The organism is Sporolactobacillus sp. STSJ-5 (assembly GCF_024385605.1).
Lineage (GTDB): Bacteria > Bacillota > Bacilli > Bacillales > Sporolactobacillaceae > Sporolactobacillus.
Map to the genome: position 1 here is coordinate 230,071 of NZ_JANFOJ010000002.1, position 26,073 is coordinate 256,143.

Consider the following 26,073-nt stretch of genomic DNA (forward strand, 5'->3'; position numbering starts at 1 on the left):
GGCCGCCTTTTTTATTACCTTGATTGAATCAAGTGATGAGAAAAGAGCGTGAACAATGAAAATCTTATTTGTCGGTGATGTCTACGGACGCACGGGTCGAGAAATGATTGAAGGTTACTTGCAAAAGTTAAAAAGCAAGTATCAGCCCACAGTAACCATCGTTAATGCGGAAAATGCAGCACATGGAAAAGGACTGACCAAAAAAATCTACCGGCAACTGCTTGAAGCAGGAGCAGATATGCTTACCATGGGAAACCACACATGGGATAATCGGGAACTCTTTGAGTTTATTGACGATGCAAGTCAGCTTGTGCGCCCAGCAAACTTTCCTGAAGGTACCCCGGGAACAGGAATTCGCTACATCACACTGCCGCACAATGTGCAGGTGGCCGTAATCAATATTCAGGGACGTGTTTTTTTGCCGCCGTTGGACGACCCTTTCCGGATTGTCAAACAGCTTGTTGATGAAGCGCGCCAAAGAACGTCGATCATATTTGTCGATGTTCATGCAGAAACGACAAGTGAAAAACTTGCGTTAGGATGGTATTTAGATGGTAGTGTTTCTGCGGTAGTCGGGACGCATACGCATGTTCAAACAGCTGATGAACGCATTCTGCCGCAGGGAACTGCATATCTGACGGATGTCGGAATGACCGGACCTTATAACGGAATCATTGGGGTCAAGAGAGCTGCAGTAACAAAAAGATTTCTGACCTCAATGCCTGTTCGTTTTGAGAGTGAAGAAGGTCCCGGCCAGCTTGGTGCTGTGCTTATCCAAATTGATGATAAGACTGGTAAAGCAACGAAAATCAATCGTATTTTAATTAATGATGATCACATGTTTTTCGATTGAACAACAGGTCTATATCGCAGTGACGTCAATTAAAAAAACCTCACGTGAATCCGGTGAGGTACGAAGGGATAAAAGGACACGCCTTGTTGCGTGTTTTTTTATTAGGAGTTAAGACGGCTTACTTTGTCATCACCTTTTATTTCAAATTAACTTAAAATGAACTCATTTTTTCATCTAGGCTCGACGATGAGTTTCATCGCCGTACGCTCCTCACCGTCAATAATAATATCTGTAAAAGCGGGGATGCAAATGAGATCAAGACCGCTAGGCGCGACAAAGCCTCTGGCGATGGCAACCGCTTTTACTGCTTGGTTGAGAGCGCCGGCTCCAATTGCTTGTATTTCCGCTGTTTTTTGTTCTCTCATTGCGTGAGCGAGGGCTCCGGCAACAGAGTTAGGTACAGATCTTGCTGAAACTTTTAATACATCCATTTCCGTGTGTCATCTCCTTATGAGGATTGCCCATAAATTACTATATTCTTCAAGAAGATGACTATGCCTATTTTAAAATGCAGGAAGAGACGAGAGTGAAGTAATCCTGATCCTATTCTGTTCATCTTTCGGGGCCAACTAATAATACAAATAAAGATACGAAACAAAATAGACACAAAATAGCGTATTAATTATCAGATAATATGATATCATAATAATATATAAAAGAAATGTAGATGATATGAGGAGGAGTATTTGTGACGGAGCAAAACGCATGGAAAATGAATGGATTTCTTGGGATTTTGGCAATGCTGATTATGATTGGCGCAGGTGTGGCAGGCATAATTAAAACGATACCGTTTTTAGTGATTGCATCTTGGCTCATTGCTTTCATATTAATGACGGGACTGACAATCGTACCACCGAATAAAACAAAGGTGGTCACATTTTTTGGCAAATATGTCGGCAGTTTACGTGATAATGGAATCTATTTGACAATACCGTTTTCAACAAAAAAAACTGTATCTATGCGCGTGCGCAACTTCAACAGCCAGAAACTTAAAGTCAACGATGTTGAGGGCAATCCGATCGAAATTGCTGCAGTTGTTGTTTTCAAGGTTGTTGATTCTGCTAAAGCACTTTTTGATGTCGACGATTATAGTCAGTTTGTTGAAATTCAGAGTGAGACTGCCGTTCGCCATATCGCCTCTCAATATCCCTATGATAATTTTAATGAAGAGGGATTGTCTTTAAGAAGTAATTCTGTAGAAATCTCGACGATGTTGAAGACTGAATTGCAGGAGCGGCTCGCGCTTGCAGGCGTGGAGGTTATTGAAACACGGTTGACTCATCTCGCCTATTCAACTGAGGTTGCGCAAGCAATGCTGCAGCGTCAGCAGGCGTCGGCAATTGTTTCAGCAAGGCAAAAAATTGTTGAAGGTGCGGTTGGGATGGCTCAAATGGCCATTCAGCGCTTGCAGGACGAACATGTTGTTGAACTTGACGAAGAACGAAAAGTAAATATGATCAACAACTTGATGGTAGCCATCGTTTCAGATAAAGGATCACAGCCGGTGATTAACACAGGAAGTCTCTATTAAGCGGGTTTTTACAATGGCAAAGAAGAAAAGCTTTTTACTCAGAATCGATCCGGAATTATATGATCAAGTGCAGAGATGGGCCGATGATGAATTTCGCAGTGTCAATGGACAAATTGAATTCTTGCTTCGCGATGCATTAAGAAAATCGGGAAGAAAAAGCGGGAAGAAGAATGATACATCGGATTGATAGAGATAAACATTTAAACGCTTTCTTTAAGGTGGTATAATTAAGAGAGAGGAAACTTGGTCAAACCAAGGAGGCGTTTGCTGATGCGTGTTGAACAACTAATGCTGAGAAATGTTGTGACTGTTCGCGAGAATGATTCGGTTAAGACATTAATCAAGATCATGATTGAACACAAAATAGGCGGCGCTCCAGTAGTTGATGATGACAATCGATTAATTGGTTATATCAGCGATGGGGACCTTTTACGAGCTATTTCACCGAAACAACAAACGATCTATGATCTATACTCATTAATTTCTGCAATTACGATTGAGCTGTCAAAAGATAAATTAAAAGATTTGTTAACGAAACAAGTCGGCGAGATCATGAAGAAAAGAAGATTGCAGACAGCAGAAAAGGATAATGAGCTGGATACCATTTTAAAAATGCTCTCACACTACCATATTAAAAGAGTTCCAGTCGTCGATGAGGATCGGCATGTTGTCGGTTTAGTGACGAGAAGTCATATCATTCGCCATATTGGCGAGCAGCTGCTAAATGAATAAAAAGGAACTACAAAACAGAATGGCTTTCTGGGTCATGCTGTTTTTTGCAATCAGAGCAGATGATCATTTCAATAGCTGTTATCTACAACAAATGAATCGTGTTCGTACCTGCTCCATCTAATGTAACAAAGATGACGAAACGAAAAATCAGACGGAGGTCTGAGAATAACGCTCCACCAAAGGATGATTTTTAATGAATGAAATAAAAAAGTGCATGACTGATTTCATGCACTTTTTTTGTTCTTTATTCATTTTTCAAACATGTTCCCGTACGGTGTCCGCTTCCGATTGAAAACCATACGACTCCGGATTAACTTCACCTGCAGCAGGTAATTGACGCAAGATTGGCATGAGTGCAACGTAGCCTGCGTAAAACAGGAATCCGCAGCTAGCGGCAATGAAGATAACTTTCGGACCATACGCGGCACTAAGTGCGCCACCGACGAGCGAACCAAGCGGCATAATGCAAGTAGCCAAACTTGCAACAAGTGACATAGCACGAGCAAGCATGTTCCGAGGCACAACGTTTTGGATCAGAGTGAAATTAAGCACATTGTTGCAGCCTGGGAAAATCATACTCGCCGAAAATAAGATGATTGTGAGTATCGAAAACGGAGCAGAGGCAGCAGCAATCCAAAACAGAAAACCGATAAAGTAACCGATCATGAGCATCTTTCCAATGGGTTTCCGTTCAAATTGCCGTGCAGCTAAAGCCCCCAGCAATGTTCCGATCGCCATTCCTGCCATCATCAGACCATACATTCCGGATCCACCTAATTGATCAGAGTATGCCGGCAAAATGGCCACCAGTGCACCTAGAGCAAAGTTTGTCATCAGCGATCCGACCATCATTTTTCCAATTAGGGAGTGAATGACGATGTGAAACCCCTCGTTTAAATCAGAGAAATAGCGTGTGCATTGTGCTTTCATTGATAGACTTGTATGAGATGGGTTTACATGAGTTAATTGAAGCATTGAGAACATAATGACAGCAATAAAAAAAGAAACAATATCTGCGCTGAACAGAAATAGAGCACCGACTGCTGTAACGAGTACACCGCCGATTGCTTGAAATGCCGCTTCTGTACCCTGATAAGCAAGAGTCATCAATCCATTTGCTTGAACACGTTGATCTTTATCCAAAATTTGAGGAATAAGCGCGCTTTCCGCTGGAAAAGAAAATTGATTAAAAAAGGATACAATGGGCATGACGACAAGTACAAGTGATACAGATAGGACATTAAAAAGTGCAGCTGCAGGAATTGAAATGAGGAGAACAGCTTGAGCGATCTGAGTGATAATGATCAGTCGCTTGATTGAATAGCGGTCGAGAATAGGTCCAATGATAAACTGCACGGCTCGAGGCATCATGGTCAAAAACCCGGCTAATCCAGAATAAAAAGAGGATCCGCTCATCTCGTATACAAGCCACATGGCCGCGATAAAATAGATGCTGTCCCCGACATTTGTGATCATACGTGCGGAAATCAAGAGACGAAAATTCTTATTTTGTTTTAATAAGTTCATCCTTCATAAATGCCTCCATATTATTAATGGATCGATCATAGCATAAACTGATCAGAATTTTTTAAAATGTAGACTATGTTATACACTGATAGATTTTGAATTTTGAAACACTATTGAGAACAAGAATTCAGCCTAACGAAGCCCATTCTTTCATATCATGAATGAGTTTGCTATAATTTAGGGATGAGATTTGAAAGGGAGGTTGCCTTGTGGCTGAGAAAACAATCAGCAACGTTGATTTTTCAAAGTATTTCCAGCCGCCATCTCTGAAAGATGCGCGCAGGCGCCGCAGAGACGCGGTTCAAATTATAAATGATTTCAGTATTCCGGAAGACATGGAAACGATCGGTCATGGGAAGAACTACTTGATTGAAACATACGGCTGCCAGATGAATGAGCATGATACAGAAGTCATGGCAGGTATTCTCGAAAAAATGGGTTACCAAGAGACGGAAGAGCCGAAAAATGCGGATGTCATTTTGATCAATACATGTGCGATTCGTGAGAACGCAGAAAATAAAGTATTCGGCCATATCGGCACGCTGAAAACATTGAAACTGGAGAACCCCGGATTAATTTTAGGGGTGTGCGGCTGCATGGCGCAAGAAGAAGTTGTTGTTAATAAGATTCTTGCTAAGCACCCACAGGTTGACCTCATCTTTGGTACACATAATATTCACCGCTTGCCTCAGCTTCTGAAAGAAGCACTGTTCAGCAAGGAAATGGTCGTTGAAGTGTGGTCAAAAGAAGGCGACATCGTAGAGAATCTCCCGCAATCGCGACGCGGACATTTTCAAGCGTGGGTCAACATTATGTACGGCTGCGATAAATTCTGTACCTATTGTATCGTTCCATATACACGAGGAAAAGAGCGGAGCCGTCATCCTCAGGAAATCATTGATGAAGTGCGTGAACTCGCGCGTAAAGGATACAAGGAGATCACACTGCTTGGACAAAATGTAAATGCCTACGGCAAAGATCTTCCTAATATGGAAAACTATGGGCTCGGAAATCTTATGGATGAGATGCGCAAAATCGGTATTCCGCGTGTCCGGTTCACAACAAGCCACCCGAAGGATTTTGATGATCATCTGATCGAAGTCCTCGGCAAGGGAGGAAACCTTTGCGAGCATATTCACTTGCCGGTCCAATCGGGCAGCTCAGAGATACTCAAGATCATGGGACGAGGTTATACTCGGGAACGATATCTCGATCTTTTTCACAAGATCAAAAATACGGTTCCAAATGCTTCATTTACAACGGATATCATCGTTGGTTTTCCAAATGAAACAGAGGAACAGTTTGAAGAGACAATGTCACTTGTGCGCGAATGCCAATTTGACGGTGGATTTACGTTTATTTATTCACCGCGTGCGGGTACCCCAGCTGCGCGTATGAAGGATAATGTACCGATGGAAGCGAAGAAGGAACGCTTGCAACGCTTGAATAAACTAATGGATGAATTGTCTGCAAAGAGCAATGCCAAATATCAGGACAAAATGGTTGAGGTGCTGGTCGAAGGTGAAAGCCGCAAGAATCCAGATGTGCTCTCCGGACATACGCGGACGAATAAGGTTGTGAATTTTCGCGGACCCAAGTCACTTATCGGCCAATTAGTGACCGTTAAAATTACTGATGCCAAGAAATGGTCTCTTGACGGGGAGTGGCAAAAAGAAGCTGAGGTATTGAACAGATGACGGATCATCAGTATTCAAAAGAAGAAATTATTGCCAAGGCGGAAAAAATAGCAGAACAGCTTTCCGAAACGAGTCAAGTCCGCTTTTACAAACAGGCGGAAGCAAAGATAAGCGCGAATAAAAAAGTGCAGCGTCTCGTCGATGAAATTAAGCATTATCAAAAAGAATCAGTAAATCTGCAGCATTTTGGAAAAACGGAAGCCTACCATCAAAATGAAGCAATCATTAACCGATTGCAAGCAGAGCTTGATGCAATTCCTGTGGTACAGGAGTTCAAGCAATCTCAAGCTGATGTTAACGATTTTCTTCAATTGATGACTAAGATTGTGTCACAGAACGTCGCAAATGAAAATGATCGCTGATCGCCTGATTTAAATAGAGGCAAAAAAACTTCTCATACGAGGAGTTTTTTTGTTTGTCTAAGCCTTTATTTTGTTTCACACGTGTCATTCGCCCTGCATAACATGATCATGAAGAAGGTAAAGGAGGTTTGGACTTTTGGCAGAGAATGCGTATAGGGAAATTATCACCAAGGCGATTTGCGGAAAAGGCAAGAAATTCAGCCAGTCGGCACATACGGTGACACCGACTCATAAACCGACGAACATTCTTGGATGCTGGGTCATCAATCATAAATACAAAACAACCTATCATAAGGATGCAGTTATTGTCGATGGAACGTATGACATCAACACATGGTATTCGTATAATAATAATTCGAAGACCGAGGTTGTGTGCGAAACCGTAAGCTATCATGACCGTGTGCCGCTGACGCTCCGCGACAAACAAGTTATTTCTGATCAGGTCGATGTCACATGTCGAGCACTGCAGGAACCGAATTGCTTGGAGGCAAAGATTTCTCCAAATGGCAACAAGGTAGTCGCTCAAGTCGAACGTGAATTTCTCGTTGAGGTCATCGGAGAAACAAAGGTTAAAGTCCAGGTGGATGATGACGGATTAATCCGAGCAGAAGCTGATGATGACGAAGATCTGGATAAAGAATTAGATGGTCTGGATTCTGAATTTTTGACAGATGATGACAAAGAGGAAGACTGAGAAGAGGCAGGTGTCTCTTCTTTTTTTGCGTGCAACTAAAGAAGCCATGATCCGAAACAGGATCACGGCTTTTGTCTTAATCAGAAATTTATTTTTCAATAACAATACGGTTTCTGTAGACAAGCAGTAAAGAAAAAGCAAGAAACAGCAGCAGGGCCGATAGGAAAAAGACAGATCGTATACCGAACAGATCAGCAAGTGTGCCGAAGATCAGGCTTCCAATTCCAAAAAGAATGGATTGGACGGCATCCTGAGCTGCAAACACGTTTGCGAGCACATCCGGACGTGCTGCATTTTGTTCAACCGTAAGAAAAATAAGCGATTTGAACTGAAGTGCGGTTCCATAAAGAGCGGTAAGGATGAGTGCGACCCAAGGCACCGAATTCATTGCAAAGAACAACGTGATCAAGGAGGCAACGATCAAACCCCAAAGTGCGGTCGAGGAAGGTGTTTTTTTGAGCTGCGTACCCCAACGCATGCCATAAAAACTGGTAAGCAGCAGTCCAGCAAAGAAACTGAAATTAATGTAGCCCCACCATGATGCATCCACATGGAGTGCCTGCACAACGAAGACGTAAATGATGGCAGCAATCCAAACGACATCAGCAACAACGCATAGTGAATCAGTAATAAAGATGGTGCGCAGCGCAGGAACTTGCCAGATTGTAATCCAACCCGTTTTTAAAATTGTCCACTTGCTTTGTTCTTGCTGTTTCTTAATGCCCTCTTCAGTAACACAGATCAGTATCATCAGCACTGCTGCGACGATGTAAAGAACAAGCGCTGATGAAATTAAAGTAATGCCGCCGAACCGAGCTGCAATTATTCCGCCCAGTGCCCAGCCTCCCATAGAAATTGATTGATCCAAAAGGGACAAGAAACTATTGGCTGTGATCAACTTATCTCTTGAAACAAGCAGTGGTACAAGCGCTCCTCGTGCAGGAGTTGCCCACCCATCAAAAAAACTGACGAGTATGACCGTGGCAAAGATAAGCTCTAAGCGCTCACCGCTAAGTGAAAAGAAGGAGGAGCAGAAAAAGACAAACAACAGAAGGGTTTTGCCGACTTGAGAAATAACAAGGCTTCTCTTTAATCCCATCCGTTCAAGAAAGATAGGTGCAACAAGTGCACTTAAAAATCGGGATACTGTACTGAAAAACGGTACAAACGCCATAAATACAGCAGATCCTGTAAAGTGATAGAGGTAGGACATCAATCCGACGATGTAAAGTACATCACCGAGATTTGCCGATGACTGTCCCACCCAAAGAAAGCGAAATCCTCGTTGTTTCATGACACAGTCTCTCCTATTCAATTAGTATTAAGTTGGAATTGACGTGTCAATCACATATTTGGATGTTCTTCCTTTCCGAGTGATCATTCTATATTATCATCATTTTTTGTTTTCGGAATCAACACTTTGCTTCATGCTGTTTAATTGCTGCTTCGCCTCATCAATTGCTCGGAAAAATGTTTTGTTCTCCATATCCGTGAGCTCAACGCCACCGTATCGAACTTTTTCGTAAGAAGAAATCAATATATCCGAATGAGTTAGTTTCAGTCGTCTTAGCCATTCAGCCAGAGATTCAGATGAACGTCTACCAAGCTTCTGTTTTGTGGCGCGCTTTTGAAGTTTATAGATGGCACGGCGCACAGGATTTTTTGGCGAAAATAGAGGCCGCCTGCTCTGACTTGGCTCGTGAACAAGGTTCGTGATTTTCTTTTGCGTCAATTTGGTATTCAATTTATCTTGCGTTGCGCTGTTTCGCTTGATTTTCCTCAACTGCCAAAAAACAATCAAGAGCAATGCGGCAGCAATGATGATGCCGAAGATTAGGCCAAAATTAAAAACGGGATGAAGGTCGGGTGGTGGCGTATTTACCGACGGCTTCTTTTCTATATTTGATCCTTGCAGCGCATTTTGAATTCGTCTTCCGGTCTGCTTCGAAGAAAAGTGATTCAACCAACCGAAAATGACCGATACAGTTCCATATGTGATTGGTCGGATGATAACGTTGAAAAAAACGTCATAAATCATTGTAACTACTGGCTTTAAGAAGCTAGTGATAAGAGCAAGCAGGATCGCTGCTGCAGCGAACGATGCTGCAATGATTGAAAGCCAGCGTTTATTCAATTCGCTCTTAAAGCTGATCCACATGCCAGCCGCGGCTAATTCGACAAAAAGGAGAAGAAATAAAGCGCCACGTCGGCTAATTGGCGCAAACAGAGTATAGGCAACAACGACGACCGCAAACAGAAGCACCAGCCGCCAGAGTCGTTCCGGGCTCCTGCCTTCGTCATCCTGAAGTGAAAAATAAGTGAGCAGGGCGGACAATAGAGCAGATGCAAAAAGGCTCATATGCAGAACAAGCCACGCGAGCAAGCCGATTATGACGGCAACGAAGAGAAAACCTGCTAAACTGGAATGTCTGCTCCTCTGTAGTACACTAAGCAGCAGACTATGAATAATTGCGAGTGCAATAAAAGGAAACAACATCGCCCATTGGCCTGGCATGATCAGCAGAAGAACAAGAAAACAAAATAACCATTCGCAACTAAAAAAAAGTGTGAAAGAAATGCTCTCTTTTAATCTAACCAATGGCGATCGCTCCCTTCTCAACTGGTTCTAAAATGCAGGTATTCTCGGAAATACAAAGCTGAAATATAAGATGGCCGTTCTTTAACCATTTCGATAGAAACGGAGCAGCCAATTCGGGTTGGTCCAGATCCATGAGGATCAGAACGCTCGGGTGACTCAATTTCTTATCGATAATCTGCATTGCTTGAGGAATTGGTGTTTTGATTTGCCACTTTTGCATAAAAGCGAGCAGTTCCCAAACCTTCCTTAAATGGTTTCCGCCTTGTTCAGGTTCAATACCCAATATTTTTTGCCCGATTGTCTTTGTGTTGCTGTACATGGAAAACTCAATGTCGCGTTTCCTTGCATCGCGCGCCAGCCATGCTGCTGCAGAAATACGTTTTTCAAAGTCACTGGAACGTTCATGGCTTAAATGATTTGATGCATTCAGAAACAAAAATGTCCAACTCTGATGGGCGACACGCTCAAATGTTTTCGTTTGAAGACGTCCAGTGCGAGCGCTGGCTTTCCAGTGAATATGCTTGAACGGGTCTGAAGACGCATAGTTTCTAATACCGGAAGGCGCTGTGTAGTCTTGAAAGAGCGAATGAGCGGACGGAACTTCACCTAAATGCTGCGGCGGAGCAAGATTCAAATGACTCACAGCTTTTGGTTGAGGGTAGATAATGAGATGACTCTTCAGCATTTCATTAAAATGAATCCCGCAGCTGACTAAATGAAGCGGATCCGAACATGTCAATTCAAAAGTTCGAATACGCGCCGTGCCTCTTTCCATGGCTTTAACCGGACAATGAACAAGCAGTTTTTTCTGTGCCGGTATCGTCACTGAAAATTGATAGATCGGATTGGGATTCGAATGATTACCGGTTGAGAAAGAAACGATTGGATCAGAAACGATGCGTCCTCTTAATGAAAACAAGGGAAGCTTGGATGAATTAAGAAAAGTGACGATCAGTTCACCTTCGTCACCAGCAGAAAGACGAAGACTGCGGTCCGTGTTCTCAATAGATAAGGTGCGAATCATATGTACTAAATACCATTTTGACAGAAAAGCGAAAACGATAAAAATCAATCCTGTTATTGAAAGCAGGAATGTATTTCTAAGAAACCCAATCAGAAATACGATGAAACCGAACAGATAAAAGAGAGATTGGTTGCGGGTTTGCCAATCGGCCGCATATCCTTTCATTCTTGCTGTGCTCCTGCCTCAACCGGAACGTCGATATGTTCGAGGACGTCCGCAATGACTTGTTCCTTAGTTGCATGGAGCTCGCCTTCCATCGACAGCACGAGCCGATGGGCGAGTACAGAGGTGGCTATCGATTTCACGTCTTCAGGAACCACGAAATCACGTCCATTAAGAAGTGCCTTTGCCTGTACTCCGCGCATGAATGCCAACGTGCCTCGGGGACTGACGCCGCTCGCAACCCAGTCATGCGCACGGGTGGCGCGAACAACTTCCAACAAGTAATTCTCGACACTTTCACTGATTTTCGTCTTTTTAACCTGTTCCTGCAGCTGAGCAATTTCATCTTTCTCAATGACTGGTTCAATTTGAGCAAGCGGATTCGTTAACCGATGGAGGTGAAGCATTTCTCGTTCTTCGTCAAAAGTCGGATAGCCGGAAGAGATTTGCATGAAGAAGCGATCCATTTGCGCTTCCGGAAGTGCGAAGGTGCCTTGCGATTCAATCGGGTTTTGTGTTGCGATAACGAGAAAAGGCTTATCGATTGCAAATGTCTCGCCCTCAATGGTCACCTGGCGCTCCTCCATAACTTCAAGAAGGCTGGACTGTGCACGTGGCGTTGCACGGTTAATCTCATCGGCAAGCAGAATGTTAGTCATCACCGGACCCATCATCAGCTCGAAACTTTGTGACTTCGGATTAAAAAATTTAATTCCGGTAATATCTGACGGCAGTAAGTCGGGTGTAAATTGCACGCGGCGGAATGTTCCCTTAATTGACTTTGCAATTATTTTTGCCATCATTGTTTTTCCGGTCCCTGGAACATCTTCCAAAAGCAGATGGCCTTCGCAAATCATTGCGATAAATATGAGTTCCACCATGTCATCTTTTCCTGTTAATACAGTTCTAACATTGCTTTTTAAAGATTCTAAACTTTTATTCATTTTGATCGAATCCTTTCAACCATTATTTTGTCTATTATAGCATTGCACCGCATGATTCAATAACCCGAACATAGGTTACCCTGTGTTATAATAATAGAATAATAAATTGTACACAGGCAAGGTGGAGTCGACAGATCATGAGTTTTACACCAATGATTCAGCAATACTTGGCGATAAAAGCCCAGTACCAGGATGCGTTTCTTTTCTTCAGACTTGGCGATTTCTATGAGATGTTCTTTGAGGATGCTAAAAAAGCGTCGAAGGAACTGGAGATAGCGCTGACGTCACGAAACGGTGGAAAAGACGAATACATACCTATGTGTGGTATTCCGTATCATGCAGCAAAACAATATATCAAGGTATTGGTTGATAAAGGATACAAAATTGCGATTTGCGAACAAATGGAAGATCCGAAGCTGGCGAAGGGTATGGTTCACCGTGAAGTGATTCAATTGATTACACCTGGAACCATTATGGAGGATGAATCGCTGCAGCCGAAAAAGAATAACTTTTTGGCAGCGTTGAGTGCTTTTTCTGACGGCTCTTATGGGTTCGCCATGAGTGACTTAACGACTGGAGAAACGCGCGTCACATTGATTTCCAATTGGGACGGCGTGATTCAAGAAATGGATGCAAATGATGTACGTGAACTTGTTCTTGCGCCGGATTTCGATGCGGGCAAGAAAGAGGAACTGGTTGAACGGCTGAATACAACATTCTCCGAAAGCGAAGGGGATGCGATTCCGGATCAGTTGAAAAGCATTACTGAAGGTATTGATCAGGAAAAACTGATGCGGCCGCTGGGCAGACTGCTGAATTATTTAGTGAACACGCAGAAACGATCTCTCGATCACTTGCAGCCTGCAGATGTCTACCATATTAATGAATACATGATGATCGATCAGCATTCCCGGCGCAATTTGGAGCTTACGCAAACGAACCGCGAGAAGAAAACGTACGGATCACTGCTGTGGCTGCTTGACGATGTCAAAACGGCAATGGGCGGTAGGCGGCTGAAACAATGGATCGAGAAACCGCTATTAAATCAGAAGCTGATTGAGAAACGTATGGATGCTGCAGCAGCATTAAAAGAGCATCTTTTGGAACGCGAATCGTTGCGTTCTTTGCTTGGCAACGTTTATGATTTGGAACGCCTCGTCGGTCGCGTCTCATTCGGCAATGTTAATCCGCGTGAAGTTGTGCAACTCAGGCGTTCGCTCGAACAAATTCCTCAAATAAAACAGACTTTGGCTGAACTTGGAGAAGTTTCACTATCTCAGTATGAACAGGAGATGGATCCATGTGCTGAGACTCGTGATTTGATTGATCGAGCGATTGTTGATGATCCGCCTTTCTCAACCTCAGATGGCGGAATGATCAAGGCTGGTTACAACGAAACACTCGATCAATACAGAGATGCATCGAAAAATGGAAAACGCTGGATCGCTGAACTAGAAGCCAAAGAACGAGAAGCGACCGGTATTAAATCATTGAAAATTGGCTATAACCGTGTATTCGGTTATTATATAGAAGTTTCCCGGCCAAATCTGAAGCTGATTCCTGAAGGAAAATATGAGCGCCGCCAGACATTGTCGAACGCCGAACGTTTTATTACACCTGAACTGAAGGAAAAAGAACGTGTTATTTTAGAAGCAGAAGAGAAACGCGTCGGTCTTGAATTCCAACTGTTCGGTGATGTGCGACTGCAAATTAAAGAACAGGCTGCGCGTCTGCAGAAGCTAGCACGCCTTGTGAGCAGTCTGGATGTGTTACAGAGCTTTGCCTCGGTCAGTGATCGAAATGGCTATGTTCGCCCGAATTTTTCAAAGGATCGTGCTTTATCGATTAAAAACAGCAGACATCCGGTCATTGAACGCGTAATGCGGCGCGGGACATTTGTTGCCAACGATTTTAACATGGACAAGACATGCGATTTGTTAATGATTACCGGACCGAATATGGGCGGGAAGAGTACGTACATGCGCCAGGCCGCGCTTACGGCGATTATGGCGCAAATCGGCTGCTTTGTCCCGGCAGATCAGGCAACCCTGCCAATTTTTGATCAAATCTTTACTCGTATCGGTGCCGCCGATGATCTTGTTTCCGGACAAAGTACGTTCATGGTAGAAATGGACGAAGCTAATTATGCATTGAGTCATGCTACCCAAAACAGTCTCATCTTGCTCGACGAAATCGGTCGCGGCACCTCAACGTATGATGGAATTGCGATTGCTCAGGCCATTGTCGAATATATTCATGACCATATTGCAGCCAAAACCTTTTTCTCCACACACTATCATGAGCTTACCTTTCTTGAGAAAAAGCTCGATCGATTGAAGAATATTCATGTCGGTGCAATGGAAGAGAACGGGACCGTTGTTTTCCTTCATAAAGTGCTTGACGGCAAAGCGGACAAAAGCTACGGCATTCATGTTGCGAAACTGGCCGGCCTGCCAGATAATCTGATCGAACGTGCGGATGAAATTCTGCGCGGACTCGAACAGTCTCCTGAACAATCTCCTGCTTCTGAAACGTTTCCGAAGCGTGAAGCAGCGGCGGCAGCTGAAGTTGCCCGAGAAGAGCCGGAACAGCTGGTGCTTTTTGCTGAACCGAAAAAGGAGACCGGGTCTTCGGAACTGGGCAAGCACGAACGAAAAGTGCTGCATGATCTGAGCAAAATTGAATTGCTGGCTATGACACCGATGGATGCCATGAACACGTTGTATCAGCTGCAAAAGGAATTGAAGAAGTAAAGCACGTTTTGCGAAAGGAGAGACTCAGGTGGGTGTTATAAAGAGGCTAAGTGAGACGCTGGCTAATAAAATTGCTGCAGGAGAAGTCGTCGAACGCCCGGCTTCTGTCGTGAAAGAACTTGTGGAAAATGCGATTGATGCTGAAGCTTCCTCCGTTTTGATCGAGGTTGAGGAAGGCGGCCTGAAATCAATTAAGGTCACGGACGACGGTCGCGGTTTCGCACCTGAAGACTGCCAAATTGCTTTCGAGAGGCATGCAACGAGCAAAATTCGTCAGGATTCCGACCTTTTCCACATTGCGACGCTCGGCTTTCGCGGCGAAGCGTTGCCAAGTATTGCTGCAGTTTCCCATCTTGAATTGACAACATCAGATGGTGAACATCCCGGTACGCATCTTGTTCTTCAAGGTGGTCATATAATATCTACCGGTCTTGCTCAAAGCAGGAAGGGCACCGAAATCAATGTGGAACGGCTTTTTTACAACACGCCGGCTCGATTAAAATATCTTAAAAGTATACACACCGAGCTTGGAAAAATAACTGATGTCGTTAATCGCATGGCGCTTGCTTACCCGAACGTGCGGTTTACATTGATTCATGAAGAAAAGACCGTTTTTCAAACAAATGGAAGTGGAAATTTGAGCCATGTTCTGGCTGCTATTTATGGTGTGCGAACGGCGAAGGCTGGCTTTCATTTTTCAGGAGAATCACTCGATTTTAAAGTGGAAGGCCTTGCGGTACATCCGCAGATTTCCAGAGCAGGCAGACAATATGTCTACATTTTTATCAACAATCGGTTTATTAAAAACTATCCGATTTTCAACAGCATCATGGACGGCTACCACACGTTGATGATGATCGGCCGTTATCCGATCTGTGTACTTCATATTCAAATGGATCCGTCGCTTGTTGACGTCAACGTTCATCCGGCAAAGCTGGAAGCACGAATCAGCAAGGAGAAGGAGCTCTGCGCACTAATCAGCGAAACAATTCGATCAGCTTTTCATCGTGAACGGCTCATTCCCTCGGTATCAGGCAAGCCGCATATGCAGGCTGATAAGCCAAAGAATGAACAGCAGAAGCTTGACTTTTCACCGGCAGCCGTTACAGGACCTGATCTATCAGATCCGCAAGAGACACAACAAAATGAACCATTTGCTGAACCAACGTTCACGGAACAAGTACATGAGACGGAAAACGAAGGATTTTCAACGACAAGATCAGATTTTGATCAAATCGCGGCAGCTTTTCAAGGAGAGGTGCATGATACAGGCGTCGAAGTATCACCTGAGGATGATGAACCAAAAAGGCGCATGCCAAAGCTCTATCCGATCGGTCAGATGCACGGCACCTATATTTTTGCTCAGAACGAGGAAGGTCTCTATATTATTGACCAGCATGCTGCTCAGGAACGAATTAAATATGAATTCTTTCGTGAAAAGGTTGGCGAAACAGCACGTGAAGTACAGGAACTGCTTGTGCCCATGACCTTTGACTTCAGCACGGCTGAATATGAGACGGTCATGGAATATCTGGACTACTTGCGCGATATCGGGTTGAATTTTGAAGTGTTCGGAGCGCGCAGCTTGATCATCCGCTCCTGCCCAACTTGGATCCCGAAGGGCAAGGAAGAGGAAATGATCAATGACATCATCCATCAATTAATTGAAACAGGCAAAGTTTCGATCAAAAAGCTGCGCGAGAAGCTCGCAATGATGATGTCCTGCAAGCGCTCGATCAAAGCCAATCACTATCTGCGCCAGGATGAAATCCAGGCATTGCTCGACACACTCAGTAAAGCCAAGGATCCGTTCACCTGTCCACATGGCCGTCCGGTGCTCGTACACTTCACGCCGTACGAAATGGAAAAGATGTTCAAACGCGTGCAGTAAAGATAAATATAATGAAGGTGTCTCAATAGTCCATTTTTGACTTTGAGACACCTTTTTAAATGTATTTTCTCCCACAGATTTAATAAGTGAGATACAATTAAAGATTGTTGATCAATCCCGTTTCGAGATTCTGCGTGAAGTGCACAAAAACATTGGTGGTGAATTTGGCGGTTCTCCGTTTTCTTTAAACCCCACACTCTCGCATGGGAAAATTTTGAAGCTTAAGTCATAGCTTCTTAGATTACATGTTGATGAAAGTTGGTTAAAAATCATTTTTAGGTACTGTGAAAATCAATTTAGATTTATCGCCGCTATGCAGAGATACATTTAAGTAAACATAGTCTCCCTTTAATTGAATCCCTTCAGTTTCAACTTGATTAACTGCTGGATTGCTTAAGGCACCACCTTCAATAGTAACAGCGTATGGAATGAAATAAGTTGTGCCCCAATTGCCTTTTTGAATAACTGGTGTTTTACCGGTGCCACCACTTGAAATATAAATAGCTTGTCCGTCAGAAAACTCAATCCCTTGAACAGATTGATACTTAACTGCATTGTAAAAATCACTTGATTGATATGAACTTACACATAGACTGACAACAGAAGGGTCACCAGCTGAAATATACTTTGAAGCTTGAGCTTCCTGCTCATCTAAAATATCATTTAGTCCCTCAGCATTGTAATAAGCAAATTGAACCGTATTGGACGTATTCATTGACCAGATCAATAAATGGACACGAGAGCTACTTAAAGCTGCTTCACAACGCTTCAATGTACCAAAAGATGTACCTAAATTATTGGCACGATTGATGCTTGAGAAACGAGGAACATCCGTGTAGTCAACAGAAGCGCCAGCTTGATATTGAATCCGTGCAATTTGTGTTCCCCAGTCGAAACCAGAAGCCGTTGGATTATCGACCCGTGTTGCCTTTGCAACTACCCAGAAATAATCTTTTCCATTGTGGTCAAACCACTGTAACGTCTCACCATGTCCAAATCGCCCGAGAGTCATGTAATCTTGCGCTTTTAGTGATGAACCGTTCAATGGAAAACGTGTGATTATTTGATAGGCTCCCTCACTATTATCAACTTGTTGAGTGGTGTAAAGGTATGAAGTTCCTACATAGGCACTTTGGACAACATGTTCGGAGTATAAATCATGTAATGAATAAACTTGACTACCAGTTGCCGCCTGAGAGGAAATAGTTATTTTTTGTTGATGACTTGCTGATATTTCTTCTTTATATGCGTCATAGGCCTGATGAGGGGCTTCAGGGTGATCCTTAAAGTAGTGCTCCATGGCTTCGTCGGAATCAAAATCGTCTCGGTTCATAACCAATTGGTCAGTCGGAACAGGTTTACCAGCGTCAAATTGCTCATCTAATTGGCCGGCTTTATCATTTCCACTCATAACAAATTCCTCCTGTCTAAAAATTCGGTTTGCAATAATATTCTCATTATTGCAAACCTATTTTATTATAACACTATTGTGGATTGTTGTAAGTGATGTAAGCTTTTCTTTAAGAAAAAGGAAAACCGCAAAGGCGTTTAGTCTATGCGTTACGTTATGTTATAATGAAGTAAAATAAGAGGATCATCACGCAGTCCCTGAGCTGAACTGGGCGTTACGATTAAGTCCAAAACGTATTAGACAAGGGGGATTTAGATATGAATAAATGGACAAAATTATTCATGGTTTCAGTCCTTGCTGTAGCGAGCTTACTGACTATAACATCATGCAATACATCCAATACATCCAATAAACCCAATAAAACCGTTAAAACCAATACGGCAACAATTAAAGTGGGCTACACGCCTTTAAAGACAGCCGGATCCACCCGTAACGTGGTTGCTACAGGTAAATACGCCCTTTATACGAAACCCGGCACGGTAAAAGGGGCTAAACTAGTAGCTTCTAAGAGCAAGATGGCAAAATTTGCTTCTTATACTCATGCAGATGCTGATTATTACTATGGTAGTCTGAGAAACCACGCTTATAAGGGTTCAACTTATTATTTCCGTGCCTACGGTTATAAGGTCACCAACACCGGTTCCGTTTATTATCGTGTCGTGACGATGAATGGTAAATATCGGGGTTACGTCTATGGGGGCAAAAAAGTCGGCTCATTTGCTGGCGGAGTTAAAAAAGCAATGACTACCCAGCCCACAACAATTCCTGCTATCTACAAGGACCACGTCGTCGGGGTTGCCACTCCAGGTGTTATTTGGAATTATCCTCCTTACACGCAATACAAGACTAAGAGATTGGCTCAAAAATCTGATTTTATAGGCTCAACAATTCCAAGTAAGTCTGAATTTAAGGTCACTAAGGCTGTAAAACGGACTCGGGAACAGGATACTTACTACTACCTTAAATCTCAAAAGAGCTCCGTACCTTCAGGTTGGGTAAGCGCCATGCGCATTCTTTCTTATTTTGAGATTCAGTGAAATTGAAAGCAACGAAGGCATTATTCACAATTGATCGCTCTAACGCGTCATTCATATTCGATCAACGATCAATAAAAAAGAGGTTGCTCCGTATACAGTTTCTCATCAAAAAATGGTTCATGAAATCCCGAGGATTTTCATGAGCTATTTTTAGTCAACGGCAATAAAAAATCCCCCACCCTCGCATGAGGCCACTGAAAAACCTCCGTTTTTTCAGAAGAACTGAATAGCGTTATCGAAAAAGCGACTCAGAAATTCGAAAGTGAATCTCTGAGTCGCTTTTTTCTTTGAATAGGGAGGCCTTTCCCCGTCTCTTTATCCCATGAGCTTCAGTATTCTCTTTAAATTCACTGTGAATATCGCCATGGCTCCTTGTATGTCCATACTAACCAGACCCGAGGATTTTGCGACATCATACCCGTGTCTGTGTTTTAATTCACTATTCTTCGCCTCTATTTTGTAGCGTTCTTTTGATCTTTCTTTAAAATACTCCGTTTTTTCGAATGCGGCCTGTCTCGAATGCTCATCTGATTTAATGCTGACGGAATACGTCTTACTTTTTGCCCCTTCCTTGTAACATCCTTCTCGGAAGGGGCACTGCTGACATTTATTTATATCAAAATAATACGTATCTTTTTGATTCTTTCCAGCATCTTTTTTCCCCTGTCTCGCTTTTCGAATCGCCATATGCCCTGCTTTGCACACATACATACCAGCGTCCTTATTAAATTGGAACTCTTCTTCTTTCTTCCGATGCCCTTGAGTGATCAAGGGATTTAATTTCGCTACTAATTCTATCTCATTTTTCTGAGTGTACTCAATATTTCCCTTTTCAGAATAAGCAGTATCGCCAATCACTGTTTTTACGTTCATTCCTGTCTGAATGCTTTTCTGAATCAACGTTTCTAATTGCTTGCCATCGTTCTTTTCCCCAGTGGTAAGGACCGCTGCTGTGATGATGCGTTCTTCGTTCATCGCCAGATGGGTCTTATAGCCAAAAAAGGAGGTGTCTGCTGTTTTATGGCCCACTTTAGCATCTGGATCTGTGGCCAATTGTAACTGTTCCAGATCGTCATTCACCGTCTCTTTTAAAAGATTCAGGGTTTGTTTGACTTTTGGGTATTCTGAAAGCACGGGCTCCTTCTCAATCACCTGAACCAGCTGTTGACAATAATCGGTTTGGTCCTCAATGGCTTCTGAAGCGGTTTTTGTCGGAAATTTTTCTTTCATCTTTTCGTTGACTTTATAGACGGCTTTTCGAAGCTTTTTCGATCGTTCTGAAAGAATCTCTAACGGAGTTTTTTGATTATAGCGTGCTTTCGTATGGGTGGCATCTACAATAATGGTATGACTTTTGATTATGCCTTTTTCTATCGCAATCGTCACGGTCTTATTGATCAACAGATCTAGAAGGGCAATATCTTTTAAACGGAGTTTCCGAAATTTTGTCAGTGAGCTTGGCTCAATGACAGGATCTTCTGGTGCCATGCTTAAAAAATATTTAAACGACAAGTCATACCTGGAGCGTTCAACGACATCAACATCGGATAAATCGAATATAGATTTCAACAATAAATATTTAAACATGCGGATGGGACTAATTGCCTTACGACCATTATCCAAGCAATACTTATCTTTAAGTTCTTTGACAACGAAAGAGAAGTCAATAAGCTCATTAATTTTTCGCAAGAGGTTGTCCTTAGGGACAACCATGTCATAAAGTTCTGAATAAGAACTTAAGATCATCGAGGATTGTTGCGGCATCATTAGCTACACCCACTTTATAAGGATACTTATAATTATAAAGGAAAAGAGCACCATTTCCGCACTTTGTGTGAGGAATGGTACTCTTTTTAATGACTTTTTCAGTGGCCTCCCCTCGCATGGGGGTGGGGAAATATTAGGCCATCTTGCAATACTCTCTCTATCAACTTATTTAAGCATCAATCAGATCTTTTTTTGCTTTTTCAAGCCAATCAATATCACGGCAAACCGCATAATAAACAGCACGGTTGTTTAAGTCATTCTGGTGTTCATCTTCGTACTTTCTTAAATCAGAGATTTTCCCATCAATCGCTTCAATTATGGCATCAATTAATATTCAATTGAACAAATTCAGTGATGATCTAAAACGGTGTTATTCTTTCTTGAGGGTAGTGTATTCTTATTCATTTGTTTGATTCTTATTCGTGGGATTGGATTGATTCACTTATCCTTCCATTTTAAAGGCTTATCTTGTTGGATAATCACTATAAATTCGAACATTTCTAGTATTTTAAATCGTCGCATTCATTTAGTGCAATGTTACTGTTTGAGATTATAAAAATCTAAAAATGATCCGGTATTAGATTTGGTCATTCAGCATGATCTGAGAACATTTGAAATTAATCTAACTGCACACGTCTTTTTTAGCTGATGTTCGCTACGAGTTAATTCGCTTATGAATAACTAATGAAGTATGATTGTATGTAAAAAGATGCGTTTCATTTAAATAAAGTAAGTTCAGGAATTGAGGAGATTACCAAGTGAAGAAACTGAAACATCCGAATCTAGTTATATTTATACTTATGTTCATTGGCGCTTCATTCAGCAGCGGGTTCCAACAGATGGCGTACTGGTCACCAAAGGTATTCTGGTATTGGGCAGGTGCAGGAATTGCTTATATGTCTACAGCTGCAGCGCTCATTTTAATAGTGTATTTAAATAAATCAAAAAAAGAAGGCGGCTTGGTTCGGTCCACCAAGCTGATCGGTATCATTATTTGTTCGCTGATTCTCTTGTGGACGACGTTTGTGATGATCGCCGGACAGTCAGGGATGTAAACACTAGAATAGTAGAGAAGAGTTGATGTTAATGGATGAAGGCAAGCAAAAGCCTACCGACAATTTTGACCGTCTGTTTATTGGGAAACCAGGTTGCATGTCCATTATTGTGATTCTAGCGGCACTTTTTATAATCTATGCGATTTTTATTGCAAAGTAATAAAATGGCAATGAATAAAACACTTTATCTTAAGCGTTTCTTAAGGATCTAAAGTTATTATAGACTCATGAAAGCAATATCTCCCCCCTTTTTATTCGAGCACTTAGTTGCTCGTTTTTTTTTGTTCAGAATCTGTTCAGTTTACTGTGCTATCTTTTATTTACCGTACATTGTTATTTTGTGGGCCTGAAAAGGCCCATTTTTTTTGCACTTTTTTCTTATCTCTGTCTTGAGGCGGATGACAGAAGGCGACACACACGTTATGATTTTGATAGATTCATTGATTTTTCAAGGGACAGGGGAGAAAGTTTCGTGACAAAGAAAATAAAAATTGGACTTATAGCTGCTTTACTGGCTTTATCGATTGTCGTACTCAGCGGCTGCCAGGTATTGGATTTTTTCACAACGCAGGTTGAGGGAAGCTTAAGAGGCCTAAATGTGACGATGCAGACTTATGACGCGGACGGACAGCCGATTGATACGATAAAAGGAATTTCGGGATCGATTACCCGGGATAATAAATTCGATCGCACAAATGATAAGGGCGAGACAACCAAAGAATCATCAGTTTTGAATATTACTATTGGCGGAAAGCAAGTCGTTCATGTGGGCAGTACATTGATCATGTATGAAAAAGGTCTACAGGATGTCATGAATAAACTGCCGCAGAAGGTGTTGGTTGAAAACCAAGAACGCAGTGTACCATTTGTTAATCGGATTGTTAATAACTATCATAATTATTTTGACGGACATTCGAAAGTCATTTTGATTCGTTCGCAGCTGGGAAAACCAATCGCTACCTTTGCAGGCAATCATGTTTCTTATTTTGCGACAGAAGTTCCGAATTCAACCGGATTGATCATTGATGGAAAATATCTATTTATTTATCGGTGCGATTTCACCATGTACGACACAGAGCTCCTTAAAAAGGATTAAATAAATGGTCTTGTCTCGATCAATATTGGTTATAATAGATTCTACTTGCATAAAAGAACACACGTTCGTTATAATTACTGTGTAAATGATGTGCTCGTGGGAAGAGGTGAGATCATCGAGCTGATTGATCCAGGTTCGCAAACGCGTGTGCAGACGTCATTTGGTGTGGTTTAAGGTAAACGATTTATGTACTATTCGCGTGGGGTTGTCACGTAATGCCGCTGCATAGATAGGTTTATCTATGCGGTGACAAAGTGATTTGTGTTATACTGTACCCACCTTTTTACTTTTTACATGGGAGTTCATGAGTACAAGATGAAAAATAGGATGCAAACAACGATTGTCATTGTCGGGCCAACTGCAGTCGGAAAAACAAAACTCAGTATTGCGCTCGCAAAGCGGTTTAACAGCGAGATCGTGAATGGGGACGCATTTCAAGTGTATCGCGGCATGGATATTGGTACAGCAAAGGTAACTGAAGAGGAAGCAGATGGTGTAACCCATCACTTAATTAATATTTGTGAACCTAGCGAACCTTATACGGCAGCCGATTATCAGCATGATGCGAGGAAAGTACTTGAAAGTGTGTCTTCTGAAGGAAAAATGCCGATTTTAGTCGGCGGTACCGGTTTTTATATCAAGGCTGCACTTTACGATTACCAATTTGCTTCAATCGGGGCGAATCCGGAATATCGGCGTGAATTAACACGTATGGCGCAAGAAGAAGGCGGAGAAGCGCTGTTCGCATTATTAAAGCATGTTGATCCTGTTGCAGCAGAACGGATTCATCCTAACAATTTGGTGCGTGTCATACGCGCTTTAGAAGTTTTCCATGAAACCGGGAAACGCTTCAGTGATCACGTGCAAGATGAAACTGTTCGCCCGCTCTATCCGTATTTATGTATTGGATTAACCATGGAGCGCTCAATACTGTATGCACGCATTGATATGCGTGTTGACCAAATGATCGATGAAGGTCTCCTTGAGGAGGCACAGCTATTATATAAACGAGGCTTGAGAAATGCGCAGGCGATGCAGGCGATCGGTTACAAGGAGTTCATCCCGTTTTTTGATGGCTTATGTTCGCTTGATCACGCTGTGAACCAGTTGAAGAAAAATTCGCGTCATTATGCGAAAAGACAATTGACATGGTTCAAAAGACAAATGCCGATTCAATGGTTCGATATGACGGATGCACTGCAAGACTTTTCAAGAAAAGCTGAAGAAATTTACAGTTTTATCGAAGAACATCAGGCAAAAAGCGAGCGATCGTGAACTTTTATCACATTTATTGTCTTGTTTCATAAACGATCTTTGCAAATGATGGAAATTTAAAATATAATCTTAATTGTAGATCTTTCTGACTGGACATTGAATTCCTTCTCAGAGAAAAAAGATCAGACAAAAGAGGTTTTCTTGCAGGTAATTTTCACATTAAATCGAAGTAGTTTTATTTAGAGAGAAAAGAGGAGGAATAAAATGAAACAGTCAATCAATATCCAGGATACATTTTTGAATCAGTTGCGAAAAGAAGGAACGTTTGTGACCGTCTTTCTGGTCAGCGGTTTTCAATTGAAGGGCAAGGTTAAGGGGTTCGATAATTTTACAGTGCTTCTGGACAGCGAGGGCAAGCAGCAATTAATCTTTAAACATGCGATTTCGACGTTTACTCCTTCAAAGCCTGTGAATTGGACCAGTCAGGACGAGTCATAATAGATTCTGGAAGGGCAGCGGTTACGCTGTCTTTCTTTTATTTTGGTAAGGCTTTTTGCTCGCTTTGCAAGTGACGGATCTTTGGCTCTTCGCACTTCTGAATAGGGTACCGACGACATAGGATAGAGCAGTCCAATCATTTTTCATAATGTCCCGAAGTAATGGGCATTTGTCACGGAAACGATCAAGCCGGCGTATACATAACAACGCAGGCCAAGAGCGGTGCTTGATCCAATGAATAGCGAGGTGATCGAATCGTGCGAGAAGCCTATACATTTACAAAAAAAAGTCAGATCAATGTGGTCTTTAACCAGAAAACCGAGAAACATGAGGCTGCGCCTTTTCCAGTTGATGAGCGTGTGACCCATGAACCGCTTGAAAAACTGGAGGCAAAGCTTGACCGACTGGTGGGAATGGATCAGATAAAACATATGGTACGCGAACTTTATGCGTGGCTTTATATTTATCGCAAGCGTGAAGAAACTAATTTGAAGGTACAAAAACAGTCCTTCCACATGTTGTTTAAGGGGAATCCAGGAACCGGCAAGACGACAGTTGCACGTCTTCTGAGTGACTTGTTCCGTGAGATGGGAATACTGCCGAAGGGCCATTTGATCGAAGCTGAACGAGCTGATCTTGTTGGCGAATACATTGGACAGACAGCGCAAAAAACAAGAGAACTTGTAAAACGTTCTTTAGGCGGTGTTTTGTTTATTGATGAAGCGTACTCGCTGTCACGTGGTGGAGAAAAGGATTTCGGAAAAGAAGCGATTGATACATTAGTGAAACAGATGGAAGACCATAAAGATGAGTTTATTTTGATTCTTGCTGGCTATTCCGATGAAATGGATGAATTTCTCAGAATGAATCCCGGCCTGCCATCTCGTTTTCCAATGATCATGTCTTTTCCGGATTATTCCGGTGCAGAATTGCTCGAAATTGCGAAGCAAATGATCCGTGATCGTGAGTATACGATGACTGCGGAGGCACAAAAAAAACTATTCCGCCATCTTCATCAGAAAATTGTTGAGAATGAACCGCATTTCAGTAATGGACGTTATGTACGCAATCATGTGGAAAAAATGATACGTCAGCAAGCAGTTCGTTTAGTTAGGGAAAACAGCTTTGATCGTGACGCGCTGATGACGATCCGTGCCTGTGATTTGACACTGGATAATCATTTAATGATCGCGCCAGCAGACGAAGCTTAATGCATCAATTAAAG

At 42.4% G+C, this 26,073-nt stretch carries 24 protein-coding genes; 16 read left to right on the top strand and 8 right to left on the bottom strand.

Annotated features, from left to right (window positions below; translation table 11 throughout):
• Positions 1–55 precede the first annotated feature (55 nt).
• Positions 56–853 carry a TIGR00282 family metallophosphoesterase gene (locus NOM01_RS03280; RefSeq protein ID WP_255746378.1) on the top strand — a complete coding sequence of 266 codons (798 nt, stop codon included), beginning with the start codon at positions 56–58 and terminating at the stop codon, positions 851–853.
• A gap of 170 nt (positions 854–1,023) precedes the next feature.
• Here NOM01_RS03280 and NOM01_RS03285 read toward each other — a convergent pair whose 3' ends face one another.
• The gene (locus tag NOM01_RS03285) at positions 1,024–1,284 is read right to left on the bottom strand and encodes a stage V sporulation protein S (protein WP_255746380.1); all 261 of its coding nucleotides are present in this window, start codon (positions 1,282–1,284) and stop codon (positions 1,024–1,026) included.
• A 257-nt stretch (positions 1,285–1,541) separates the two neighbouring features.
• Between NOM01_RS03285 and NOM01_RS03290 the strand changes: the two genes are divergently transcribed.
• From NOM01_RS03290 to NOM01_RS03300, 3 genes are all read left to right on the top strand, one after another.
• Positions 1,542–2,384 carry an SPFH domain-containing protein gene (locus tag NOM01_RS03290; RefSeq protein ID WP_255746381.1) on the top strand — a complete coding sequence of 281 codons (843 nt, stop codon included), beginning with the start codon at positions 1,542–1,544 and terminating at the stop codon, positions 2,382–2,384.
• Positions 2,385–2,397: 13 nt separating this feature from the next.
• Positions 2,398–2,571 (top strand): type II toxin-antitoxin system antitoxin, encoded by a 174-nt coding sequence (locus NOM01_RS03295; protein ID WP_255746382.1) that lies wholly within the window; start codon positions 2,398–2,400, stop codon positions 2,569–2,571.
• A gap of 83 nt (positions 2,572–2,654) precedes the next feature.
• Positions 2,655–3,116 (top strand): CBS domain-containing protein, encoded by a 462-nt coding sequence (locus NOM01_RS03300; protein WP_255746383.1) that lies wholly within the window; start codon positions 2,655–2,657, stop codon positions 3,114–3,116.
• Between the two features lie 255 nt (positions 3,117–3,371).
• Here the strand turns inward: NOM01_RS03300 and NOM01_RS03305 are convergent, their stop codons facing one another.
• Positions 3,372–4,643 (bottom strand): MFS transporter, encoded by a 1,272-nt coding sequence (locus NOM01_RS03305; protein ID WP_255746384.1) that lies wholly within the window; start codon positions 4,641–4,643, stop codon positions 3,372–3,374.
• 209 nt (positions 4,644–4,852) lie between these two features.
• On the opposite strand from NOM01_RS03305, the gene miaB reads away from it, so the two are divergent.
• The 3 genes from miaB to cotE all read left to right on the top strand — a co-directional run bounded on the left by miaB (position 4,853) and on the right by cotE (position 7,396).
• Positions 4,853–6,340, top strand: coding sequence for a tRNA (N6-isopentenyl adenosine(37)-C2)-methylthiotransferase MiaB (miaB, locus tag NOM01_RS03310; protein ID WP_255746385.1), 1,488 nt, complete (start codon positions 4,853–4,855; stop codon positions 6,338–6,340).
• Positions 6,337–6,702, top strand: a complete 366-nt coding sequence (locus NOM01_RS03315; RefSeq protein ID WP_255746386.1) for a YlbF/YmcA family competence regulator — start codon at positions 6,337–6,339, stop codon at positions 6,700–6,702. The genes miaB and NOM01_RS03315 overlap by 4 nt, the downstream gene beginning before the upstream one ends.
• Before the next feature lie 136 nt (positions 6,703–6,838).
• Positions 6,839–7,396 (top strand): outer spore coat protein CotE, encoded by a 558-nt coding sequence (cotE, locus tag NOM01_RS03320; RefSeq protein ID WP_255746388.1) that lies wholly within the window; start codon positions 6,839–6,841, stop codon positions 7,394–7,396.
• Between the two features lie 88 nt (positions 7,397–7,484).
• Here cotE and NOM01_RS03325 read toward each other — a convergent pair whose 3' ends face one another.
• From NOM01_RS03325 to NOM01_RS03340, 4 genes are all read right to left on the bottom strand, one after another.
• Positions 7,485–8,690 (bottom strand): MFS transporter, encoded by a 1,206-nt coding sequence (locus NOM01_RS03325; RefSeq protein WP_255746390.1) that lies wholly within the window; start codon positions 8,688–8,690, stop codon positions 7,485–7,487.
• A gap of 99 nt (positions 8,691–8,789) precedes the next feature.
• A complete protein-coding gene (locus tag NOM01_RS03330) occupies positions 8,790–9,995 on the bottom strand; it encodes a DUF4129 domain-containing protein (protein ID WP_255746391.1) in 1,206 nt (401 codons plus the stop codon).
• Positions 9,988–11,184: a DUF58 domain-containing protein gene (locus NOM01_RS03335; RefSeq protein ID WP_255746392.1), complete on the bottom strand. Its 1,197-nt coding sequence runs from the start codon at positions 11,182–11,184 to the stop codon at positions 9,988–9,990. The genes NOM01_RS03330 and NOM01_RS03335 overlap by 8 nt, the downstream gene beginning before the upstream one ends.
• Positions 11,181–12,125 carry an AAA family ATPase gene (locus NOM01_RS03340; RefSeq protein ID WP_255746394.1) on the bottom strand — a complete coding sequence of 315 codons (945 nt, stop codon included), beginning with the start codon at positions 12,123–12,125 and terminating at the stop codon, positions 11,181–11,183. Before NOM01_RS03340 ends, NOM01_RS03335 begins: the two co-directional genes overlap by 4 nt.
• Before the next feature lie 137 nt (positions 12,126–12,262).
• Between NOM01_RS03340 and mutS the strand changes: the two genes are divergently transcribed.
• Positions 12,263–14,878, top strand: a complete 2,616-nt coding sequence (mutS, locus tag NOM01_RS03345; RefSeq protein ID WP_255746395.1) for a DNA mismatch repair protein MutS — start codon at positions 12,263–12,265, stop codon at positions 14,876–14,878.
• Positions 14,879–14,906: 28 nt separating this feature from the next.
• A complete protein-coding gene (gene mutL / locus NOM01_RS03350; protein WP_255746397.1) occupies positions 14,907–16,769 on the top strand; it encodes a DNA mismatch repair endonuclease MutL in 1,863 nt (620 codons plus the stop codon).
• 262 nt (positions 16,770–17,031) lie between these two features.
• Here the strand turns inward: mutL and NOM01_RS03355 are convergent, their stop codons facing one another.
• A complete protein-coding gene (locus NOM01_RS03355) occupies positions 17,032–18,180 on the bottom strand; it encodes a helveticin J family class III bacteriocin (protein WP_255746399.1) in 1,149 nt (382 codons plus the stop codon).
• Between the two features lie 257 nt (positions 18,181–18,437).
• Between NOM01_RS03355 and NOM01_RS03360 the strand changes: the two genes are divergently transcribed.
• Positions 18,438–19,217, top strand: coding sequence for a hypothetical protein (locus NOM01_RS03360; RefSeq protein ID WP_255746400.1), 780 nt, complete (start codon positions 18,438–18,440; stop codon positions 19,215–19,217).
• Positions 19,218–19,532: 315 nt separating this feature from the next.
• Here NOM01_RS03360 and NOM01_RS03365 read toward each other — a convergent pair whose 3' ends face one another.
• The gene (locus NOM01_RS03365) at positions 19,533–20,984 is read right to left on the bottom strand and encodes an IS1182 family transposase (protein WP_255746402.1); all 1,452 of its coding nucleotides are present in this window, start codon (positions 20,982–20,984) and stop codon (positions 19,533–19,535) included.
• Between the two features lie 758 nt (positions 20,985–21,742).
• On the opposite strand from NOM01_RS03365, the gene NOM01_RS03370 reads away from it, so the two are divergent.
• The 6 genes from NOM01_RS03370 to NOM01_RS03395 all read left to right on the top strand — a co-directional run bounded on the left by NOM01_RS03370 (position 21,743) and on the right by NOM01_RS03395 (position 26,059).
• Positions 21,743–22,039: a hypothetical protein gene (locus NOM01_RS03370; RefSeq protein WP_255746404.1), complete on the top strand. Its 297-nt coding sequence runs from the start codon at positions 21,743–21,745 to the stop codon at positions 22,037–22,039.
• A gap of 31 nt (positions 22,040–22,070) precedes the next feature.
• Positions 22,071–22,199: a hypothetical protein gene (locus NOM01_RS03375; protein ID WP_255746405.1), complete on the top strand. Its 129-nt coding sequence runs from the start codon at positions 22,071–22,073 to the stop codon at positions 22,197–22,199.
• A 312-nt stretch (positions 22,200–22,511) separates the two neighbouring features.
• Positions 22,512–23,135 carry a DUF5052 family protein gene (locus NOM01_RS03380; protein WP_255746407.1) on the top strand — a complete coding sequence of 208 codons (624 nt, stop codon included), beginning with the start codon at positions 22,512–22,514 and terminating at the stop codon, positions 23,133–23,135.
• Between the two features lie 315 nt (positions 23,136–23,450).
• Positions 23,451–24,410 carry a tRNA (adenosine(37)-N6)-dimethylallyltransferase MiaA gene (gene miaA / locus NOM01_RS03385; protein WP_255746409.1) on the top strand — a complete coding sequence of 320 codons (960 nt, stop codon included), beginning with the start codon at positions 23,451–23,453 and terminating at the stop codon, positions 24,408–24,410.
• Positions 24,411–24,614: 204 nt separating this feature from the next.
• Complete coding sequence (gene hfq / locus NOM01_RS03390) at positions 24,615–24,848, top strand: RNA chaperone Hfq (RefSeq protein ID WP_093669405.1); 234 nt, start codon at positions 24,615–24,617, stop codon at positions 24,846–24,848.
• A gap of 257 nt (positions 24,849–25,105) precedes the next feature.
• The gene (locus NOM01_RS03395) at positions 25,106–26,059 is read left to right on the top strand and encodes an AAA family ATPase (protein WP_255746411.1); all 954 of its coding nucleotides are present in this window, start codon (positions 25,106–25,108) and stop codon (positions 26,057–26,059) included.
• Positions 26,060–26,073: the final 14 nt, after the last annotated feature.

What these genes read in the sequence shown, in the direction of transcription:
- NOM01_RS03280 (WP_255746378.1), top strand. Translation starts at nt 56, where the DNA reads ATGAAAATCTTATTTGTCGGTGATGTCTACGGACGCACGGGTCGAGAA.
- NOM01_RS03285 (WP_255746380.1), bottom strand. Translation starts at nt 1,284, where the DNA reads ATGGATGTATTAAAAGTTTCAGCAAGATCTGTACCTAACTCTGTTGCC.
- NOM01_RS03295 (WP_255746382.1), top strand. Translation starts at nt 2,398, where the DNA reads ATGGCAAAGAAGAAAAGCTTTTTACTCAGAATCGATCCGGAATTATAT.
- NOM01_RS03300 (WP_255746383.1), top strand. Translation starts at nt 2,655, where the DNA reads ATGCGTGTTGAACAACTAATGCTGAGAAATGTTGTGACTGTTCGCGAG.
- NOM01_RS03305 (WP_255746384.1), bottom strand. Translation starts at nt 4,643, where the DNA reads ATGAACTTATTAAAACAAAATAAGAATTTTCGTCTCTTGATTTCCGCA.
- NOM01_RS03315 (WP_255746386.1), top strand. Translation starts at nt 6,337, where the DNA reads ATGACGGATCATCAGTATTCAAAAGAAGAAATTATTGCCAAGGCGGAA.
- NOM01_RS03325 (WP_255746390.1), bottom strand. Translation starts at nt 8,690, where the DNA reads ATGAAACAACGAGGATTTCGCTTTCTTTGGGTGGGACAGTCATCGGCA.
- NOM01_RS03335 (WP_255746392.1), bottom strand. Translation starts at nt 11,184, where the DNA reads ATGAAAGGATATGCGGCCGATTGGCAAACCCGCAACCAATCTCTCTTT.
- NOM01_RS03340 (WP_255746394.1), bottom strand. Translation starts at nt 12,125, where the DNA reads ATGAATAAAAGTTTAGAATCTTTAAAAAGCAATGTTAGAACTGTATTA.
- mutS (WP_255746395.1), top strand. Translation starts at nt 12,263, where the DNA reads ATGAGTTTTACACCAATGATTCAGCAATACTTGGCGATAAAAGCCCAG.
- NOM01_RS03355 (WP_255746399.1), bottom strand. Translation starts at nt 18,180, where the DNA reads ATGAGTGGAAATGATAAAGCCGGCCAATTAGATGAGCAATTTGACGCT.
- NOM01_RS03360 (WP_255746400.1), top strand. Translation starts at nt 18,438, where the DNA reads ATGAATAAATGGACAAAATTATTCATGGTTTCAGTCCTTGCTGTAGCG.
- NOM01_RS03365 (WP_255746402.1), bottom strand. Translation starts at nt 20,984, where the DNA reads ATGATGCCGCAACAATCCTCGATGATCTTAAGTTCTTATTCAGAACTT.
- NOM01_RS03375 (WP_255746405.1), top strand. Translation starts at nt 22,071, where the DNA reads ATGGATGAAGGCAAGCAAAAGCCTACCGACAATTTTGACCGTCTGTTT.
- miaA (WP_255746409.1), top strand. Translation starts at nt 23,451, where the DNA reads ATGAAAAATAGGATGCAAACAACGATTGTCATTGTCGGGCCAACTGCA.
- hfq (WP_093669405.1), top strand. Translation starts at nt 24,615, where the DNA reads ATGAAACAGTCAATCAATATCCAGGATACATTTTTGAATCAGTTGCGA.